Source organism: Alkalicoccobacillus gibsonii, assembly GCF_016798245.1.
Classification (GTDB): Bacteria; Bacillota; Bacilli; order Bacillales; family Bacillaceae_D; genus Alkalicoccobacillus; species Alkalicoccobacillus gibsonii.
Window position 1 is genome coordinate 168272 of sequence record NZ_JAEUZA010000002.1, and the last position, 20961, is coordinate 189232.

Consider the following 20961-nt stretch of genomic DNA (forward strand, 5'->3'; position numbering starts at 1 on the left):
ATCGTAGAATCATTCGCCATTTTCTAGTTGATTTATAGTTTTGTCTCAGCCTTTTTTCAATTCTTTATTCCCATCCAAACAACGATAAGAATCGTTGCCAGATGCTAGGTTCATCATTATCTTCAGATGCTTCCTCCGTATCGTCAGGGAGAACAATGCCCTCGGTTTGAATCACAAATTGAACGTTTTTGACGAGCTCGTTATTCTCTGCGGAAACAAAGGATATTGCTTCAAAGTCTGACTTGTCGTACTGGGAGATCATTTCATCAATTTCTTCCTGCATTTGTTCTGGAATGTCTGAAGTAGCCGTTTCAAGCTCAGTCATTCCTCCACGAATGTCAGAAAGACCAGCTGATAGCTCAGAAGAACCATTTGCTGATTCGGATATCCCATTATGAAGCTCTTGATACCCACTCGACAGCTGGCTGACTCCGCCCGTGTATTCTATTAATCCATTATGGAAGCTGCCATATTGCGAGGCAAGCTCGTTGATTCCACTCGCAAGCTCTTCAAGACCCTCTCCTAAATCAAGGTCCTGTAAGCCTTCTTGAACGGAGGATGAAAATGTATTCATTCCTTCCTCTAGTTGTGATGAAGCTTGGCTCATTTCTTCTAATGCCGGCTGAACCGCTTGAAAGGCTTCATCTACAGCATAGAAGGTTGCTCTTGCTTTTTGGGCTGCTGCGTACGTTTCTACAAGTTGATGAACAACCTCTGATTCAGGATTATCGATGTATAGTTGCTGGATCTCCTCTTCACTTATTTCAGTTGATGGAATCTCATTTATTGCTTCTTTTAAAACGCCATAGGCTTCCTGATAGCGAGAGTTGAGTTCATCCATTCCTGCGCTGAGCTCAGATAATCCAGTTGCAAATTGATCAAGTGCTCCAAATAGGTCTTCATCGAGTCCAATGTCAATCTCTGTATCGCTTGCAGATAATCCTTCATTTAATTGGTTTAATCCAGATTGAATGGCACCTGATGCTTCCACTAACTCTGATCCGCCATTTGCAGCTTCATTCACTCCGTCACGATAGCTAGCTGAACCAGTCTCCAGTTGAACGAGCCCAGTAGACAAGGCATCAATTCCTGATTTTACGTCTCCTAAACCGTTGTTTAGATCACTGATGGCTCCTGTTAACGAGTCGAATTCCCCAGTTAATTCTTCTGTGTCTGGTGTATCGATCGCAAACGAAGAAGGAAGGGCAGAGATTTCAATTCCACTCATTTCAAAGTTTGAGACATTTGCACGTAAGGTGTAGGATGCTTCTTCTTCAGGCATGACTGTATAGGCCAACTGCTTATTTTGTCCGGCATTTGCGACAGTTGCTTCTGGTGCGTCAATTTGTGTGAAAATGCTACTGTCCAAAGGAATTGAGAGTTGAAGCAAATAATTTTCAAAGAAAGCAGGATCTACATCCCCGTTTTTCGTGACATTGATGTGCAGCTCAAAGCTTCCATCATTCCCCACGAGTTCTTCGGCAGAGACTTCATCCCCATCTAAGACGTATGAAATCTCAAAATTCCACGGTAGATTTGTATTCGTTGAGAGGTTCCCTTGGTAATAAAACATACCTTCAGGCGCATCATTAATCTCGACTTGCTCCTGATCCAGCTGTGTCATTTCCGATAGAGTCGTTAGATTTGTAAGCTTGTCGTAGGTACCATAATCAATGATCGATCCCTCTCTTCCAACTTCCAAGGCGTTTACAACATACAGCTCATTAACCGTTCCTACTTCGTCTAGATTAGCGTAAATGACCTCATCCTTTGAATAGATGGTTCCAGTTGATGAGGATTCCTCGGCATATGCGAGTGTCGTAAACCAAACAGATTGTATAAGTAATGTAGCTGCTAACGTAGCTGGAATGACTCGTTTCATTTGTCTTCCTCCTCATAAAAATTTGAACGGTATGTCGTCTTTTTCACGAAGCGATCACAGACGATTAGTAAGGCTGGTAAGAACACGATAACTAGTACAAAGGCAAGTGCAGCGCCTCGTCCGAGTAAGAGGCCAATGGCTGACACGGTAGGGTTCGTAGAAGTGAACCATAGGATAAACCCAACGCTTGATAAGATAACTGCTGATATCGTGATCGAAAATAATTTTTCATCTAAAGCTTTTTTCATCGCTTCAAAGGAATTCATCTTTTCGCGGTGATGTTTGTACGTTTCCATTAAGAGAATGGCGTAATCAATCGTTGCAGCCAGTTGCACCGTACTCACAATTAAGTACCCTACAAAGACAAGGGAATCGTTGGTGAAATAAGGGACGGATAAATTAATCCAAACGGCAGCTTGAATCGTAAGTAACAATATAATTGGGATTGAAACCGACCGGAATGTCAGCAAAAGTACAATTGCAATCGTAATAATAGTCATGATATTAACGAACTGGTTATCCTTACTGACTGTTACCTTCATATCATAAAGCGTGACACTTTCTCCCAATGTATACGCATCATCCCCGTAATAGGAGGCTGCAAGTTCACGTGTCTGTTCAACCAGCTGAAACGGGATGTCCCCTTCAACACCTGCGCTAGTCATCGCTATGATCCGACTATAGTTGTCGGATCGGAATTCATTTGTAATTGATTCATCTAAGAAGTCGATTGGAATGGCCGAGTCCACAGCAGTGGTATAGGACATGACAGAGTCCACATAGGGCAGCTGCTTGAGTTCCAGTGCCAGCTGATCTTCTTTTGCGATGTCATCATTTGGAACGAGCAGTACAATCGGCGTAGATTGACCAAATGCTTCATCAATGGCTTTAATATCCTGTCCTGTTCGTGTATCCTCTGGCAAGTCTCCTAACCCATATGTGAAGGATGTACTGCTTTGTGCCAGGAAGCTCGGAACCAGTAAGATAAAGACGAGGATGAGTGCAGGAATCCGCCATTTGAGTAAGGCTGCTCCAACACCCTTAAAGCTCGGTACAAGACTTTTATGCTGTGTTTTTTCAATCCATTTATATCCGTATAGTGTCAATGCAGGTAAGAAAATAACAACGGATAAAAAGCTAAACACAATTCCTTTTACTAGATTTAAACCAAGGTCTGCACCGACTCCAAAGTCCATCAGCATCAGGGACATGAATCCAAAGAAAGTGGTAAGTGCACTGACAAAGATAACAGGGAATGAAGCTTTCATCGCAATAGCCATTGCTTTTTCCGGTGAATGTCCAAGCTTCAACTCATCAGAGAATCTGTGTAGCAAAAAGACCGCATAGTCCAGTGAAACGGCGAGCTGCAGGATTGGTGCGACTGATTGGGTAACAAAGGAGATCTCCCCTAAGAAAATATTCGTGCCTAAGTTGATTAAGATGGAAACACCGATTGCTGTTAAGAAGAAAATCGGTTCTACCCATGAATTGGTTGAGAGAACAAGAATAATAATGATGATCGGGACTAGCAATGCAGCCGCGTAAATTGTCTCTGAGCTCGTCATGTTTTGTGAAGTGGCGGTATTCACTGCCTCACCTGCAACGGCGTTGTCTTCACCAATCAGTTCATAGATGGCATCAGTGGCTTCGACCTCAGCACCTGTTTCAATTGTTAATGAAATAAGCGCTTGACCGTCTTTATAATAGGACTCGATCATAGCCTCATCTGCCATCTCAAGTGGAATTCGAGTGTCCATGATATCATCAAGCCAGGTAACATCGGTTACACCGGTGATCTCACTAAGCTGTTCTTTATAATCAATCGCTTCTTGTACGGTTACATCGCGTATAAGAACATTCGTATTAGGGATAGAGGATGTAAATTCCCTTTGCATTTCTTCAAGACCAACGCTTGAAGGGGCATCCTCTGGAAGATAATCAACCATGTTGTAGTTAACGGATACAAAAAATTGAGCAATGATTGCAATGATCGTCAGTGCTGCAAAAGAGAGCACAACGGACTTTTTGTATTGAATAATTTTATGTATAAGCAATTTTTGTCCCCACCTATATTGACATTCTGTATGATTCCATTAAAAGTATATAGACACGGTGTTGGGTAAACAACAAACAGTTGTTTAAGAAGTGTTAAATAATCAACAGTATGTAAGAATATGTTGTATAAGATGTATAAAGGATGTGAACGTTCATTGAACGAAAAAATAGATCGCCGCAAGAGATACACTCGTCATGCTCTAAAGGAAGCTTTAGTGGGTCTTCTAAAAGAAAAATCAATTTCATCGATCACGGTAAAAGAGCTTTGTGAGATGGCTGATATTAACCGTTCGACCTTCTATGGTCATTATACGGATCCCTACGACCTTCTTGAGAAAATCAGTGAAGAGGTTGTAGACGACATGTACAAAACACTCAATCAATACAACTTCAATGAAGAAGAGGAAGCCCTTCAAATGACAGAAAAGATCCTTGAATATGCAGCTGAGAAAAGTGATTTGTGCCAGGTGCTCTTAAGTGGTAGTGCTGATACGACATTTAAAAGACAAGTGATGGAATTAACACAACGAATCATAATGAAGGACTATATGAAGATAATGAACGTACAAGAAGAGATTTCTTCGTATCTGCCACTGCTAGTCTTAAGCGGCAGCATAGATGCCATTGAAAACTGGTTAGTACATGGTCAACAAGAATCTCCAAAGGAAATGGCTCTCCTCATTCATCGATTTACGAACTACGGGTTAATGGGTTTTGTAAGAAATGAATCAGGGAAGGGATATTCAGGAAGTAACTGAAGAGAGGGGCTGAGCTCGTTTGAGAAACTATAAGCTTGGTACGCTTGTTTTGGTTATGATAGGTATTCTGATTCTTACAGTAGTAGGGCTTGGAATCTATAATTGGTACGATCAAACGAGGGTTTTGTCGTATGAAAAAGTACTAGAGCGAGAATATGGCTCTGACATACGTTTTGATGAAGAAAGAGTTTATGTAACTATGTTTAAGCCTGAAGGGAATCTTTTTTATTCTGGAGATGGAAATCAAGTGTTGAGTGAAGCCATACTCTTTGAATCAGCGGATATGAAACTTCAAAAAACAGACCGAACTACGAGTAGCTTTCAATATACGGTAAGTGGGACTCCGGCCAATTTACGAATTGAAGTATGGGAACGCGAAGTAGGTGTAGGTTCGGATATATACAGAGTAGTTGGCGAGGATAATCAGTTATTACAAGCCATTGAAGAGATCAAGGATAGCGTAGAGTGGGAGGAATCATGAAGACATTTTATATTGGCTCGAGCTTTCGGAATATAGAACAAGTCCATTTAGTTGCCCAGGCTTTAATAGGAGAAGGATTCATACATTCCTACGATTGGACAAGATTGGAGAGCATTCAATCAGTTGATGAACTCGCCACTATCGGAGAGCACGAAAAAGAAGCCATTATCTGCAGTGACTCTGTAATTTTTATCCTTCCGTTAGGTAAAAGTAGTCATGTAGAGTTAGGGATTGCTCTAGCAAGTCAAAAACCAGTTTACCTCTACTCGCAAACAGATGAGTTATTTACCTTGGATCATACGAGCAGCTTCTACCATTTAGAAGGTATAGATCGTTTTGTTGGGACGTTCGATGCGTTTCTAGATTATCTTTTTAAGAAATTGAATATTTTTTCTAAAAAAGACTAGATTACTAGGACTTTTATGCTACATTTAAATAAAATGACTAGTAAAAGAGGCTAGAACCATGAGTTCCCATTTAACTGCCTACATCGCCTTATTCAGTACATCTGGCGTCATTAACCTTTATTTATGTATGTACGTGTTTTTTAGACGTCATCAATACACAAATATTGCTTATTATTTTATGTTGTATACGGTTTCAATCTCTATATATTGCTTTGGCTCTGCTTTGGGGCTAACAGCAACTACTCTAAGTGGATTAAAGTTTTGGAATACGATCCTTTACATCGGGATGCCTGCTTCCGCTACACTCGGTTTATTATTCGCGATGAAGTATCTAGGAATGAAAATCAAGGCAGCTTGGGCTTTACCGCTTCTATCAATCTCCGCTATCACATGTGTAATGGTTGCCACAAATGACTTTCATAATCTTCATTATAAAGTTTTTGAAATTGATCCTGTTTTAGGCGCACCCTTTGTTGTTCAGGAAATTGGTCCATGGTATATCTTCCATGGCATTCTTACGTTCTCCAGTATGTTTGTCGCGTTTCTGCTCATGTTATCAAGGTGGAGAGAGACGGCCAGAGTCTATCGGGCACAGCTTCTTTTTTTATTGATAGGACAATTTATTCCGATGGTCACGGCTTTCATCTATTTATTAGGACTAACCCCACCAGGTATTGATCCTGTACCAATGGTTTTATGGTTTACTTCCTTGTTGTATGTCTGGTCTATTAATACAACGAGAATGTTTGCGGTTGTACCGATTGCAAAGGATGCCATTTTTAACAGTATTAACGATGGGGTTGTTGTGCTAGATGATACACATCAATTAATTGAGTTTAACCAAGCCTTTAAGGGTATGTTTCCATTAATTCACCGGTCAATGTACGGAATGAATTTCAAACAGGTATGGCAGGAGCTGGTGAATGAACCGTTTCCACTTACGTTGGATGCAAGTTCTGTAACGAGTGAAATTAACCTAGAATCATTTCCTATCCCTTATATCTACCAGATTCGGATGCTACCATTACAGCATGCAAACAATCAAAAAGGAATGCTGCTGATCTTCACTGAAGTAAGTGAATTAAAAAGACTACAGCGTGAGCTTGAAAATCGTGCGTATTATGATGAACTCACTCAATTGTATAATCGACGAGCTTTCTTTGAAAAAGGAGAATTGGACCTTATTTTAGCAAAAGAAGGCGAGCTCCCGTATTCACTGATTCTGTTTGACGTCGACCATTTCAAAAAGGTGAATGATCGTTTCGGACATGACGTAGGGGATCTGCTGCTTAAACATGTGGCAGATGTCTGTAAGTCTCAGCTCGAAGAATCCAGCATATTTGCACGTTATGGTGGCGAGGAATTTGTGATTGGCTTAAAAGATAAAACTGGATCCGAGGCCGAGAAAGTCGCAGAGCGTATCCGTCTAAAGCTGGAATCAAGTCCACTTGTACTCCCAGAGCAAGCAATCACTGTGACCGTAAGCAGTGGGGTCGCCGAAGCACAAGCCCACACCGAGGAAACATTGCATCAGCTCCTTAAAAAAAGCGACGAGGCCCTTTATGTTGCGAAAAGGCAGGGACGTAATCAGGTGCAGATGTATAGGGAGAATGTGGGGTAGGTGTATTAGTTCTGCTTACTAACAATTGAGCTGAGGTGGTTTGATGAAGTTCAAAAATGTAGAACAAATGAGCGCCATATATGGAATAAACATACTAAGCACAAAAACGCTCACCGAACGTGCAACTCTGATAGAGACAGATAATGGTGAGACATTTGTGCTTAAGGAAAAAGAAAGTGTGGAAGCCTTTCAAAGGGAGCATGAACTTTTATGGCATTCGAGTACAAAGGGATTTCCAGTGCAACAGCCAGTTTTGAGTCAAACAAACCACTGTCTTATCCATCATCAAAACAAGTGTTTTGTAATGTATACATATTTAGAGGGTAAGCCATTTAGTTCAGCTGAATGTCTTCAAGATCCAATAGCCTCAACACTCTTAGGGACCACCATTGCTAAAATGCATCAATCATTCGTTTCATTTGAGGCGAGTGGAGGCTGGAAGCACTCTGATCTTTATCAGATGGTTTATGGATTCGCTGTAAAAGGAATAGGCACGGGAGTGAGTTCTGAGAGATTAGATTCCATCTACGCTCATATTGAAGAAAAGATAAAAATGCTCTCGACTACATTACCGAAACAACTTATTCATCGAGATGCCCATGTTCACAATATGATCTTTCACGAAAATGAACTTGCTGGTGTCATTGATTTTGATCTCGTAGAAGTAAATCATAAACTATTTGACCTTTGTTATTGTGCAACTAGTGTATTGAGTGAGGTTTTTTACAATGATGAGCTAAGAGAAATGTGGCCAGCTTTTGTTTATCGGTTAGTAGAGGCGTATAATCATGAATGGGCTCTTTCAGATTCGGAACGTTCAGCCGTATGGTACATGATGCTTATCATTCAAACAATCTTTATGGCATTTTTTCGTAAAGATCAGGCTTTATTCGAAATGAACGAAGCGATGTTTTTATGGATTTATGACCACCAAAGTGTACTCAGCTTCGATAAGCCTTTTTGAGTAAGATGATCCATACTATATAAGCAGGAAATGGACATAATACCTACAAAGATATCATAAGGAGGATTTTATTTTGCAGTGCCAATCAAACACAGAATTAGAAGCGCTCGTTGAGGAAGCCAAACAACAAACACAACATGGGAAGATCGCTGACTACATACCGGCACTCGCGCTTGCAGATGAAGATAAGCTTTCAGTAGCTTTATATTATCCAGACGGTCGCTGTTATTCAGCGGGAGACATCGATGAGAATTTTACATTACAAAGTATCTCAAAGGTACTTTCTCTCGCACTTGCCTTAATGGATCATGGCGAAGAATATGTGTTTGATCGAGTTGGGCAGGAACCAACGGGTGATCCGTTTAATTCGATTGCTAAGCTCGAAACGAATAAGCCATCTAAGCCATTAAATCCGATGATTAATGCAGGAGCACTCGCGATCACTCATATGATTAAGGGAGATTCGGTTGAAGATCGTCTGCAGCGACTGCTTGCATTTATTCGGAGACTATCCGGAAACAAATCGATCACATACAACCACATGATTGCTCAGTCTGAGCTTGAAACAGGCCATCTTAATCGTTCACTTTGTTATTTCATGAAGCAGCACGGCGTCATCAATGAGCCTGTTGAGGAGTTAATGGATTTGTACACGAAGCAGTGTGCGATTGAAATGAACTGTTTAGATTTAGCCAGAATAGGCTGCGTACTTGCTATGGATGGGGCAGATCCGGTGTCAGGAGAGCAAATCATTCCTTGGGATATTGCACGTATTTGTAAAACATTTATGGTCACGTGCGGAATGTATAATGCATCTGGGGAGTTTGCGATCAAGGTGGGCATCCCTGCGAAAAGTGGTGTTGCAGGAGGCATTATGGGCTCTATTCCGAAAAAATGCGGTATCGCGATATGTGGTCCATCGCTAGATGATAAAGGAAATAGTATTGCTGGGTTAAAACTTCTTGAGATGATGTCGAAGAATTATTCATTAAGTATGTTTTAAGAGGAAAAGGGCTAATGATTCAGGATGGAATCATTAGCCCTTACGTTTACTCTGATTGATTACACTCTTTAATAAACTGCTCGAGTGCTTCGTTTGCTTCTTTTGATGGTTGGAAATTAACGAGTGCACGAAGAGGCATGTACTTAAGCATTTCGCTCATCATATCAGATCCACCTTCTTCACTTTTTCCTTCTGATTCCTCATCCGGAGTGAAGGGACTATCACTAAAATGACTCTCGAGAAATTGATTCAACTTTTCTGCGTGTTCGGATTGCATCAGATCACCGATCGTTGAGTTGCGAGTCACTTCAAAAGTGGTTGGCTCTGAAGACGTAATTGAGATCGTTTCTGTAAGTGCAATGTCTGCAGAAGAGGGTCCAACTCGTAATTCAAATTCTCCGCTTTCAACTGACCAGTCTTCTTTGTCCGTATTGTAGTAAGCAAAGGCACGACGATCTAATTCAAGGTGAACCTCTTTTGTTTCACCAGGTTCAAGCTCGACCTTATCAAATGCTTTAAGTTCTTTCTCTGGTCGAACAACAGAAGAGTGTTTGTCGTGTACGTATAGTTGAACGATTTCTTTTCCCTTTACGGAACCCGTATTCTTAATTTGAATCGTAACAGTTACCTTGTCTGATTCATTCAGCTCACGACTTGAAACAGTCATATTTTCATAAGAGAACGTTGTATAGCTTAACCCGTGACCAAACGGGAACAGTGGTTTGACTTTTTTTGTGTCATAATAACGATAGCCAACGAAGATTCCTTCGCGGTACTCGACGCGGTCACCTTCTCCCGGGAAATAAAGGTAGGATGGGTTATCCTCAACTCTTACAGGGAAGGTCTCAGCTAGCTTACCAGAAGGAGATTCAACGCCATATAAAATATCCGCAACAGCACCACCACCTGCTTGTCCACCAAGGTAGCCTTCAATAATAGCCGGCACATCATCGACCCAAGGCATTTCAACAGGCGAGCCATTGCTTAAAATCACAATGGTGTTTGGCTGTGCGTCTAAAACAGAGCGGATTAAGGCTTCATGGTTGGTTGGGAGAGACATATGATTTCGATCAAATCCCTCAGACTCATAGCGATCCGGCAAACCAACAAATAAAACAGCTACTTCGGAATTACGTGCACATTCTGTGGCCTCGTGGATCAATTGATCATCTACCTTATCCTTTTCTAGGTCGTAGCCTTGTGCATAAGATACTGAATCTGCAAAACGTGCAAGCTCATCATAGGCATGATCTAACTGATACGGATTAATGTGAGAGCTTCCTCCGCCTTGATATCGAGGCTTTTTAGCGAGCTCACCAAGCACAGCAACACGTTGACTTTTTTCAAGAGGAAGCAGCTGACTCTCGTTTTTCAGAAGAACAACTGCTTCTCTAGCAACTTTTCGTGCTAGCTGGTGTTGTGCATCCATATCGACATCTGTTAGATCCTTTTGAGAAGTAGACTTTATAACCAAATCCAATATGCGAGTGACAGCACGATCAAGAGCTTGTTCGTCGAGTTCGCCCTTCTCAATCGCATCAAGAATTTTCTGAGTTCCTACCCCGTTTGATGTGGGCATCTCTAGATCCATACCAGCTCCTACACCAGCGGCACGTTCGTTCACCGCTCCCCAGTCAGAGACAACAAGACCATCAAATCCCCACTCATCACGAAGGATTGTTGTTAACAACCGCTTATGCTCTGAGGCATACTCTCCATTAACCAGATTATAAGAGCACATCACTGTCCATGGCTGAGCTTCTTTTACTGCACCTTCAAAGCTAGCAAGGTAGATTTCGCGCAGTGTGCGTTCATCAACGATCGCATCAACACTCATACGTCGGTGCTCCTGATTATTTACTGCGAAGTGCTTAAGCGATGCACCAACGCCCTCACTTTGTACTCCTTTAATATGAGCGGCAGCAAGCTGCGCAGAAACATACGGATCCTCTGAAAAATATTCGAAGTTGCGACCGCATAGCGGTGAACGTTTAATATTGGCACCTGGTCCAAGAAGAACAGACACCCCTTCCTTACGAGCTTCCTTCCCTAAGGCTACGCCCACATCATAAATCAGATCACGATTCCATGTTGAGGCAAGGCCAACAGCTGAGGGGAAACAAGTAGCAGGCACACTTTCGTTTAACCCTAGGTGATCAGATTCACCTGCTTGCTTACGCAGTCCATGTGGGCCATCTGTCATCATGATAGACGGAATGCCTAATCGCTCAACAGCCTGGGTTGTCCAGAAATCCTTCCCACTACATAACTCCGCTTTTTCTTCTATCGTTAGTTCATTTAACCATTGGTTTACTTGATTGTTCAATTTTATATCCTCCTTATGTATCTTACGTAGGTATTTCCGTTTTTGGGGGATTGGAAACCTTGTAATAATGGATATAATTCTTTTAAAAATTAAGAGGGTATAATGATTAGGTAGTTGAGAACGTGTGGGAGAATGAATACTTAAATTAAAAAATTACCACCATTCTTAAAAATCTCATATTTTACAGAGACAGTAAAAAAAGTAACATATAAATGTAAGGGCTTTCAATAATAGGGGGGGTTAAGATGAGTAAACTTATTAAACTATCGTTGCTTGCTAGTGTCTTAACGATTGCTGCGTGTAGTAATAATGATTCAGCATCTAAGGAGAGTAAACTTGAACCAGTGTCTTCTGCAGATGAGCTACCTGAAAAATTTGAAGAACCAGTCAATCTTAGCTTAATAAAACATGTTACTGGGGACATTTTATTCAAAGATGGGGAAACCATTCATGACAATGTCCATACTAAATGGGCTAAAGATACCTTTAACATTGATTTAGACTACCTTTGGACTACCAGTGGTCCTGATGACACTTTTGACACTAAACTTCAATTAAGTTTATCTGCCAACGAGGAGCTCCCATCCATCATATCAATTAGAAGTTCAATAACTCAAGATCTAATTGATTCGGGACGAGTGATGGAAGTCGGTGAGATATTCGACAAATATGCATCTGAGAGTTGGAAAAGTGCAATCGAGGATGACCCTAATTCATGGGATGCTTTTACGCGAGAAACTGGTCGTTATGCTATTCCCATTTTGGATTTTAAAATGAATAATGATGTTGTCTTATATATCAGACAGGACTGGCTTGATAAATTAGGTTTAGATGGACCAGAAACAATGGATGATATTGAAGAAGTAATGGATGCATTTGTTAATGAGGACCCTTCAGGTACAGGTGAAACAACATATGGTTTTGCAACTGGTTTCGGAAATAATTTTAATACGTGGATGTCGACTTCTGAATGGGTATTTGGTGCTTATGGAGCTATGCCAAATCAATGGAATCAAGCTGAAGATGGTTCATTAGTCTATGGATCTGTACAGCCTGAGATGAAGCAAGGTTTAGAGACAATGAAGGAATGGATGGATAAAGGATATATTCACCCTGAATCAGGGTTGTGGGATGAACGAAAAGCTGTTGAACTTTTTACATCTGGTCGTGCTGGTATCATAGCAGGTCCACATTGGATGCCTGATTGGCCTTTAAGTGAACTTTTACAGAACGTTGATGATGCAGAATACGTTCCGTATGAGATTCCAACGGGACCTGATGGCCTGGCTGGGAGATCATCCGGTGTACAATCAAGTAACGGAGCAATTATGATAAATGCTAATGCAACAGAAGAGGAAATTCAAGCTTTCTTTGTTTACCAGAACTATCTCTTTGATCACTATGCAAATCCAGAAGAGGGAAGCGAATTCGAATATGGATTTGCTGAGGGATACGATTACTTCATTGAAGGGGACGAAGTAAGCTATAGAAATATTGATGATGGTAGTCCGATGATTGTACCTGACAAATATACGATTACTTTTGACGGAGCTAGAATTCCATCATTATATATTAATACTTTGGCTGATTTTTCTAGAGGAAAAGAGCCAGAAACGCCATATGAGAAAAAGTTAAATCTAGTATTTCCTGAAGGAGCTTGGGATGCAGCTCGTATTGTTGTAGATGGTCAAGATAAACAAATATTAAGCATGTTCACAGGCCCACCTACACCTACAATGCTTTCTAAAAGTGAGACAATTAATAGAATGTTATCGGAATCATATACGAAAATGGTTTATGGGGAGTTAGACATTGATGAATTTGATTCCATTGTAGAGAAATGGAAAACTCAAGGCGGAAACGAAATAACGAGCGAAGTGAATGAATGGTATGAAGAGGTTCAAAAAAATAGAAATTAATATGTAAGCGCTCTCCCCTTTTCGTGATAAATTTAGAATAAATTAATTCATGAGAAGGGGTGAATCAATGTTTTAGAAACTAACATTGTTTAAGAGAGCGGTATTCATCCTATTGGCTCTGTTAATTCCTACTATACTCATCTATGGTTATTCGAATCAAGTGACGATTCAAGTAATTAAAGATGATATTAATGAGCGGAATATCAATAGGTTAGAAGCATCGGTAAATAGGTTGGAATCAGATTTAGATCAATTATCTCAATCTTTAGTTGCACTAAGCATTGATCCAGATGTAAACCAGGCAAGAAACATTGATTTATATAGTAGATACGAAGCATTAGTTATTAAAGAAAAAATATTTAATAAGTTATCTACTTACCAACAACTAAGTAGGCTAAAGGTTGATGTAACAGTTTATATACCAGAAAATGAAAGCGTTATTAGTACACTAAGTAACTTTCCTGAATCTCCAAAAAAACTTTCGACATCGTGGTCGTATGTTAACTCAAAGAAGGAAGTCAATAATCAACCTTATTTCTTGAGACACATTAGGTATCCAGCTGGAGAACATGAGATAGGGGACGAAGCAATAATAGAGGCAAGAGTATACATTGAAAGTATACAAAATCACCTTGCTGACTTAACAACAGAAGAATTGAACAATGCCTTTTACTATCATGAAGATTATGGAACGATTGACATAAACTCAAATGATATCAATTCATTAAATTTAGGATTACATGATAATTTTGTTGATGAAAATGGATCTGTTCAATTATCACAGAACAATATGCAGTATTTGATTAGTTACGTTCAAGTAGAATCTTTAGGTTGGACTTTAATTGATTATGTCCCATTAAAAGAAGTTCTAACTCCGGTATATACAAGTCAATATTTACTATATGGCTCAGTCATATTCATGATACTTGGCGGATTATTTTTTGGACGTCTCCTTTACAAGGATTTGCATGTACCAATTCAGCAATTAAAGAACGGTGTATCAAGTATTAAAAGGGCTAATTATTCGGTTCGTATGGAATCTAATGTGCAAAACGAATTTAGTTCATTAATGGATGGGTTTAATAAAATGGCTGAACAAATTCAAAATCTCTTTGAACAAGTGTATAGTGAAAAGCTTCGCTCTAAAGATGCTTCTTTAAAATTGTTGCAAGCTCAAATAGATCCACACTTTCTCTATAATTGTTTGTTTTATATTAAAAATATGGCAAAGGTAAACCAAACTGAAGCTGTAGAAGCAATGGCTTTACACTTAGGGAATTATTTTCGTTATCGAACTAAAGTGGAAGAGGTAACTACTACTTTAGAAGAAGAGATTGGGCTAATCAGGACATTTCTATCAATACATGCTTTGAGAAAACGCTCTTTGTCCTATTCAATAAGTATCTCTGAAGATTTTGAATCAGTTGTTATTCCTAGGCTTCTCATCCAGCCGATTGTTGAAAATGCAATTATTCATGGGACAGATAGATTAAATGGATGTGCAGAAATTAAGTTAACTGGTGGAGTGAAAAATGGGTTCTTTTTCATTGCAATTGATGATAACGGCATTGGTTTAACGGAAACTCGTCGTAATCAGTTACAACGAAATTTAGAAGAGGACAAAGAACAAAGTTACGGAATGAGAAATGTACACCAACGACTTAAAGGAATCTACGGGGTTGATTCAGGCCTCATCATTCAGAAATCAGAACTCGGTGGACTCAGAGTTGTACTCCAATGGAGACTTTAGAAGAAGGGATGTAAGATGAGTGATTACACTTTTACTAGTGGACGATGAAGAATCAACATTACTAGGGTTAAGTACTCTTCCATGGGAAAATATTGGGATCACAGAAGTATTTCTTGCATCATCAGCTTTTGAAGCTATTGACACAGTTAAATTACAAAGAATAGATATAGTTGTTTCAGATATTAGGATGCCAGGGTTGTCTGGTGTAGATTTACTAATGAAGTTAACAGAAGATCCTTATAACATTAAAGGAATTCTTCTCTCTGGATATGCAGATTTTGAATACGCTAAACAAGCCATTCAGGCTAAAGTATTAAACTATCTTTTAAAGCCTTGCTCTGATGAAGAACTACTTAAAGCAGTGCAGCAGGCGATTGAGATCATTCAGGAAGATAGAAAAAAAATGATTGAGAGGCAACAACTCGTTAAACAATTATGTGAAGATCCCATTTGGATTGGTGAAAAGGTATTAAGTTACTGGTTAAAAAATCCGCCAACCATTGCAGAGCTAACAAAAAGTATTGGGGAGTATCAATTACCGATTTCCATAGAAGATCACTACTTATATTTTGAGATTCGATGTAGCTCTAAAAAAGAATGTTCAATTATTGAACAGAAGGCTGTGAAATACCTTTCAGGTCATTCTTTCATTATGATGCTTAAGAGTACAGATCAAAATATTATATCTGGACTATTTATCTTTGGAATTAACAACAAGATAGAGACTGATCAATTTAATTACGAGTTGCTAAGTGATTTAAAGCAATACCTGTTAGTTAATTTTCAGATTGAGTGTACTATTATGACTTCTGATGTTTATAAACTAAGGGATTTATCTAAGCTAACTGAATTCAAAAATGGTAGCTTAGATCAAAAACTAACAATACCAAGCAAAACGCGTGGTGAAGTACTTGTCCATCGAGCTCAGCATTATCTCTATCTTAAATTAAGTGAGAATCCAACTCTTCAAGATGCAGCATATTATTTGAACGTTCATCCTGCATATTTATCAAAAATATTTAAAGAAGGTTCAGGAGAAAAGTTCTCAGAATATATTCATCGATTGAAAATGGAGAAAGCAGCTTATCAGATAGAAAATACTAATAAGAAAATTAATCAAATCGCTAAAGAGATTGGATACAATGACTCTTCATATTTTATTAAGGTTTTTAAAAAGTTTTACAGTAAAACTCCTCATGAGTTTAGAGGTGGTTAGAAGGGTGGAGATAATACTATGGATACAACAACTAAAAGTAATAATGAGTTAAAGATAAAGGAGAAAAAAATAAAAAAGCCTAAACGAAGTTGGAATATGAAACGAAATTGGCCATTACATATACTGGTCATGCCAGCAATTATCATTGCATTTATCTTTAATTATGTCCCACTTGGTGGCATTATCATGGCCTTTCAAGAATATAAACCTTGGTTTGGTTTTACTGGTTCTGAATGGGTTGGGTTAGAGCAATTTAAAAAGATTTTTGCGTTTGCTGAAGGTAGACAGGTTATATGGAACACCCTAGTTATTTCTAGTTTTAAAATCGTTTTTCAATTAATTATTCCTATTGTATTTGCTTTATTATTGAACGAGGTTCGTATTATGTTCTTTAAGCGATCTGTTCAAACACTTGTCTATCTGCCTCATTTTCTTTCATGGGTAATTTTAGGTGGGATTTTATTAGATCTTCTTAGCGTAGATGGAGGATTAGTTAATCAATTTTTAAACTTTTTAGGTATTCAATCAATATTTTTCTTAGGAGACGGGGACTGGTTCCGTGTCACAGTGATTGCAACTGACGTATGGAAGGACTTTGGGTTTTCAGCGATTATCTTCTTAGCGGCTTTATCAGGTATTAATCCTGCATTGTACGAAGCTTCTGTTATTGATGGAGCAAATCGATTTCAACAAGTATTGTTCATTACGATCCCTTCGATATTGCCTATTACTATTGTTGTTGCAACATTAGCACTGGGAAATATTTTAAATGCTGGCTTTGATCAAATTTTCAACCTCTACAATCCACTTGTTTACGATAAAGGAGATATTATTGATACGTACGTCTACCGACAAGGATTATTAGGTGGAAACTTTAGTTACGCTACTGCGGTGGGAGTATTTAAGTCAATTATTGCATTCATTTTAATTATTACAGGGTACAAACTTGCTTACAAATATGCTGGTTATCGTATTTTTTAGAAGGAGGATCGACTATGAATCATATAAGTAGAAGTTACAGAATTTTCAGTATTGTAAATGTAGCTTTTCTGTCATTACTAGGAATTATCTGTATCATCCCTCTGATTCACATTCTAGCAGTCTCATTCAGTTCTCCAGCACCTGCAAATGCTAATTTAGTAAAATTTATTCCATTAGATTTTACTATATCCGCTTGGCAACAAACGTTAGGCAATGAGAACTTTTTGCGCGCACTTTGGAATGGAATAAGTAGGACCGTTTTAGGTACTGTTATTAGCTTAACAACTATAACACTCGCCGCTTATGCTTTATCTAAAGAAGATAAAGATTTTAGAGGTAGAAAAGCATATATTTATTTCTTAATCTTCATCATGCTTTTCAACGGAGGATTGATTCCTACTTATATCCTTGTACAGAACCTAGGGTTAATTAATACGATTTGGGCTCTGGTGCTACCAGGTGCAGTAAACGTGTTCAATCTAATTTTAATGTTGAATTTCTTTCGGACAGGGGTACCAAAGTCTCTGGAGGAAGCTGCTTTAATAGATGGGGCTGGTCATTTTAGAATTCTTTTTAGTATTTATTTGCCGATCTCACTGCCAGCCCTTGCAACAATTGGTTTGTTTACGATGGTAGGTCAATGGAATTCATGGTTTGATGGATTGATTTATTTAACCGATTCATCGAAGTTTCCATTATCGACTTTTTTACAAACCATTATTGTACAGAATGACTATTCACAAATGAACGTGAATCCAGACGAGATGAAGGCGATGTCTGAAAGAACCGTACGTGCTGCTCAAATTTTTATTGGTGCATTGCCAATCATAATGGTTTACCCTTTCTTACAGAAGTATTTTGTAAAAGGGATTGTATTAGGTTCAGTTAAGGAATAAAGAAATTTTAAAATTAATGCTTGCTGACGATTGAAGCTGTCAGCAAGCATTTTTTCTTTCCTACACTCCTTTTACAGTATCCTTTTAGATACAATGCCACTCATAAGTGCGTACTTATATTTAGTAGGCTTCCTCTTTATACTAATGGTAGAGGTGATTAGATGGAGAAGTATCGGATGAATCCTAACAAGTTTGAATTTGGTTTATATACATTGGGGGATCACTTAGCGAACCCTTGGACGGGTGAGCGGATCCCTGTACAGCAACGACTGCAGGAAATCATTAAGTTAGCTCAGCTCGCTGAGCAGGCGGGTCTAGATTTCTTCAGTGTTGGCGAGAGTCATCAGGAATTTTTTGCGACACAGGCCCATGCGGTTGTGTTATCGGCGATTGCGCAGGCAACGGAAAAGATTAAGGTTGCAAGTAGCTCAACCATCATTAGTACGTCAGACCCTGTACGAGTGTACGAGAATTTTTCTACGATTGACTTGTTGTCTGGTGGACGTGCAGAGATCGTTGCAGGGCGCGCTTCACGTGTAGGCTTATACGAATTGCTTGGATATGACCTACACAACTATGAAGAACTATTTGAAGAAAAGTTTGATTTGCTACGGAAGATTAACGAGGAAGAGGTCGTCAACTGGAGTGGAGAATTCCGTAAGCCACTACGGAATGCAGAGGTGCTTCCGCGTCCGGCAAGTGGCCGCCTGCCAATCTGGCGTGCAGTTGGGGGAACACCAACTAGTGCGATTAAAGCGGGTTATGCAGGGGTTCCAATGTTCTTAGCTCACTTGGGTGGACCGGTTGAAGCCTTTAAACGGACGGTGGATGCGTACCGTATGGCTGCAACAGAAGGTGGTCATGACCCAGCAGAACTACCAGTTTCAACAGCAGGTTTCTTCTATGCAGCAGAGACGACGCAACAGGCCATTGATGAGTATTATCCTCATATTAATGAAGGAATGAAGCGTACTAACGGTCAAGGGTTCCCGCGCTTTCAGTTTGAGCAGGGTGCTGATCCACATAACGTCATGAACGTGGGAAGTCCTGAGCAAATTATTGAGAAGATCCTTTATCAACGCGAAGTATTTGGTCATCAGCGATATGTGGCACAAATGGACTTTGGTGGGGTTCCATTCGAGAAGCTCGAGAAAAATATTGAGATCATCGCAACAAAGATCTTACCTGCTGTTCGTAAATATACGGCAGAATAAAATAAAGCGCAGGACCCTAAGAGGGCAACCTGCGCTTTTTTCATGCATTATAATTCTTCACCATTTGTCGCGATGACTTTTTTGTACCACTCGAAGGAGTCTTTCTTCGAGCGTTCCATCGACCCGTTTCCTTCGTTGTCACGATCAACGTGGATCATACCGTATCGTTTTTTCATTTCACCCGTTGTGAAGGAGACAATATCGATGATTCCCCATGGCGTATAGCCCATTAGGTCAACGCCATCATAGGTTACGGCTTTCATCAGCTCTTCAATGTGATCGTTCAAGTATTGGATACGCTGCGGATCGTGAATGGAGCCATCTTCTTCAATATGATCGACTGCACCAAAACCATTTTCAACAATAAACAAAGGAATTTGGTAGCGATCATAGAAGCGATTCAATGTGTAACGTAAACCAACTGGATCAATACTCCATCCCCAATCACTTGCTTTGATAAACGGATTGTCTACACTGTTTGCTAATCCGCCATTTACAACAAGCGAGTGAGTGGCTTCTTTATCAGCTTTTACTGTGGTTGACATGTAGTAGCTAAATCCAAGGTAGTCAACCGTACCATTACGCAGGATCTCTTCATCGCCTGCGAGGAACTCGATATTAAAGCCTTCGCGTTCAAATTCCTTTAAGACATAGTTTGGGTACACGCCGCGAACATGTACATCTGGGAAGAAGTAGCGCTCTCTCATTAATTCTTCAGCAAGCATGATGTCATCAGGGTTAGAAGAGAATGGATACACAGGAACGTGAGAGACCATGGCTCCAATTTGGAACTCAGGATTAATTTCTTTTCCCTTGATCACAGCTAATGCACTCGAAATTAGCTCATGATGTCCTGCTTGATACATCACTTCGCGCGCGTTTTCGCCTTCTTCTACAACTACTCCAGAGTTTGTCCAAAGGAATAACGGATTTTCAGCATCCATCTTATTGTTGATTTCATTAAATGTCATCCAATACTTCACTTTATCTTTGTAGCGATCAAAGCATACCTCTGCAAATTTAACGAAGAAGTCAACTACTTTACGGTTGCGGAACCCACCGTATTCTCTTGCAAGATGTAGTGGCATTTCAAAATGTGATAGTGTGATCACAGGCTCGATGCCGTGTGAAATCAGTTCATCAAACAGGTCATCATAAAATTGTAGACCGGCTTCATTTGGTTCTGCCTCATCACCTTTTGGAAAGATGCGGCTCCAGCCAATTGAGGTACGAAGGCATTTTAATCCCATTTCAGCAAATAGTGCAACGTCTTCCTTGTAGCGATTATAAAAGTCGATCGCTTCGTGGTTTGGATAAAAAGAATTTGCTTCCACCGTTTCAGTTACACGTCTTGGAACCCCGTGTGCACCTGCTGTTAGAACGTCTACGACACTTGGTCCTTTACCATCTTGGTTCCATCCACCTTCAAATTGGTGGGCAGCGAGTGCCCCGCCCCATAAAAAGTCCTTTGGTAATTGTTTCATTGTA

16 protein-coding genes are annotated in these 20961 nt (G+C 39.7%); 12 read left to right on the forward strand and 4 right to left on the reverse strand.

Annotation, left to right across the window (positions count from 1 at the left end):
- Positions 1–64: 64 nt before the first annotated feature.
- Together JNO66_RS07700 and JNO66_RS07705 are read right to left on the reverse strand one after the other, a co-directional pair.
- Positions 65–1882 carry a YhgE/Pip domain-containing protein gene (locus JNO66_RS07700; RefSeq protein WP_203087687.1) on the reverse strand — a complete coding sequence of 606 codons (1818 nt, stop codon included), beginning with the start codon at positions 1880–1882 and terminating at the stop codon, positions 65–67.
- A complete protein-coding gene (locus JNO66_RS07705; RefSeq protein WP_373367170.1) occupies positions 1879–3828 on the reverse strand; it encodes an efflux RND transporter permease subunit in 1950 nt (649 codons plus the stop codon). Before JNO66_RS07705 ends, JNO66_RS07700 begins: the two co-directional genes overlap by 4 nt.
- A 264-nt stretch (positions 3829–4092) precedes the next feature.
- Between JNO66_RS07705 and JNO66_RS07710 the strand changes: the two genes are divergently transcribed.
- The 6 genes from JNO66_RS07710 to glsA all read left to right on the forward strand — a co-directional run bounded on the left by JNO66_RS07710 (position 4093) and on the right by glsA (position 9171).
- The gene (locus JNO66_RS07710; protein ID WP_203087689.1) at positions 4093–4695 is read left to right on the forward strand and encodes a TetR/AcrR family transcriptional regulator; all 603 of its coding nucleotides are present in this window, start codon (positions 4093–4095) and stop codon (positions 4693–4695) included.
- Positions 4696–4714: 19 nt separating this feature from the next.
- A complete protein-coding gene (locus JNO66_RS07715; protein ID WP_203087690.1) occupies positions 4715–5176 on the forward strand; it encodes a hypothetical protein in 462 nt (153 codons plus the stop codon).
- A complete protein-coding gene (locus tag JNO66_RS07720) occupies positions 5173–5583 on the forward strand; it encodes a group-specific protein (RefSeq protein ID WP_203087691.1) in 411 nt (136 codons plus the stop codon). Before JNO66_RS07715 ends, JNO66_RS07720 begins: the two co-directional genes overlap by 4 nt.
- Before the next feature lie 58 nt (positions 5584–5641).
- Positions 5642–7204: a histidine kinase N-terminal 7TM domain-containing diguanylate cyclase gene (locus JNO66_RS07725; protein WP_203087692.1), complete on the forward strand. Its 1563-nt coding sequence runs from the start codon at positions 5642–5644 to the stop codon at positions 7202–7204.
- 67 nt (positions 7205–7271) lie between these two features.
- Positions 7272–8168 carry a phosphotransferase enzyme family protein gene (locus JNO66_RS07730; RefSeq protein WP_210340815.1) on the forward strand — a complete coding sequence of 299 codons (897 nt, stop codon included), beginning with the start codon at positions 7272–7274 and terminating at the stop codon, positions 8166–8168.
- Between the two features lie 73 nt (positions 8169–8241).
- Positions 8242–9171, forward strand: a complete 930-nt coding sequence (glsA, locus tag JNO66_RS07735) for a glutaminase A (RefSeq protein WP_203087694.1) — start codon at positions 8242–8244, stop codon at positions 9169–9171.
- Between the two features lie 46 nt (positions 9172–9217).
- Here the strand turns inward: glsA and JNO66_RS07740 are convergent, their stop codons facing one another.
- The gene (locus tag JNO66_RS07740; RefSeq protein WP_203087695.1) at positions 9218–11497 is read right to left on the reverse strand and encodes a glycoside hydrolase family 3 C-terminal domain-containing protein; all 2280 of its coding nucleotides are present in this window, start codon (positions 11495–11497) and stop codon (positions 9218–9220) included.
- Between the two features lie 245 nt (positions 11498–11742).
- On the opposite strand from JNO66_RS07740, the gene JNO66_RS07745 reads away from it, so the two are divergent.
- The 6 genes from JNO66_RS07745 (at position 11743) to JNO66_RS07770 (ending at position 19473) form a co-directional block, all read left to right on the forward strand.
- Positions 11743–13416 carry a type 2 periplasmic-binding domain-containing protein gene (locus JNO66_RS07745; protein ID WP_203087696.1) on the forward strand — a complete coding sequence of 558 codons (1674 nt, stop codon included), beginning with the start codon at positions 11743–11745 and terminating at the stop codon, positions 13414–13416.
- Between the two features lie 160 nt (positions 13417–13576).
- Positions 13577–15166, forward strand: a complete 1590-nt coding sequence (locus JNO66_RS20895) for a sensor histidine kinase (protein WP_203087697.1) — start codon at positions 13577–13579, stop codon at positions 15164–15166.
- A gap of 37 nt (positions 15167–15203) precedes the next feature.
- Positions 15204–16382 (forward strand): response regulator transcription factor, encoded by a 1179-nt coding sequence (locus JNO66_RS20900; protein ID WP_273753221.1) that lies wholly within the window; start codon positions 15204–15206, stop codon positions 16380–16382.
- Between the two features lie 96 nt (positions 16383–16478).
- On the forward strand, positions 16479–17363 hold the full coding sequence (locus JNO66_RS07760) for an ABC transporter permease (RefSeq protein ID WP_246483208.1): 885 nt from the start codon (positions 16479–16481) through the stop codon (positions 17361–17363).
- Positions 17364–17377: 14 nt separating this feature from the next.
- The gene (locus JNO66_RS07765; RefSeq protein WP_203087700.1) at positions 17378–18259 is read left to right on the forward strand and encodes a carbohydrate ABC transporter permease; all 882 of its coding nucleotides are present in this window, start codon (positions 17378–17380) and stop codon (positions 18257–18259) included.
- Positions 18260–18420: 161 nt separating this feature from the next.
- On the forward strand, positions 18421–19473 hold the full coding sequence (locus JNO66_RS07770; protein ID WP_203087701.1) for an LLM class flavin-dependent oxidoreductase: 1053 nt from the start codon (positions 18421–18423) through the stop codon (positions 19471–19473).
- Between the two features lie 47 nt (positions 19474–19520).
- Here the strand turns inward: JNO66_RS07770 and bglA are convergent, their stop codons facing one another.
- Positions 19521–20957 carry a 6-phospho-beta-glucosidase gene (gene bglA / locus JNO66_RS07775; RefSeq protein ID WP_203087702.1) on the reverse strand — a complete coding sequence of 479 codons (1437 nt, stop codon included), beginning with the start codon at positions 20955–20957 and terminating at the stop codon, positions 19521–19523.
- Between the last annotated feature and the right edge of the window lie 4 nt (positions 20958–20961).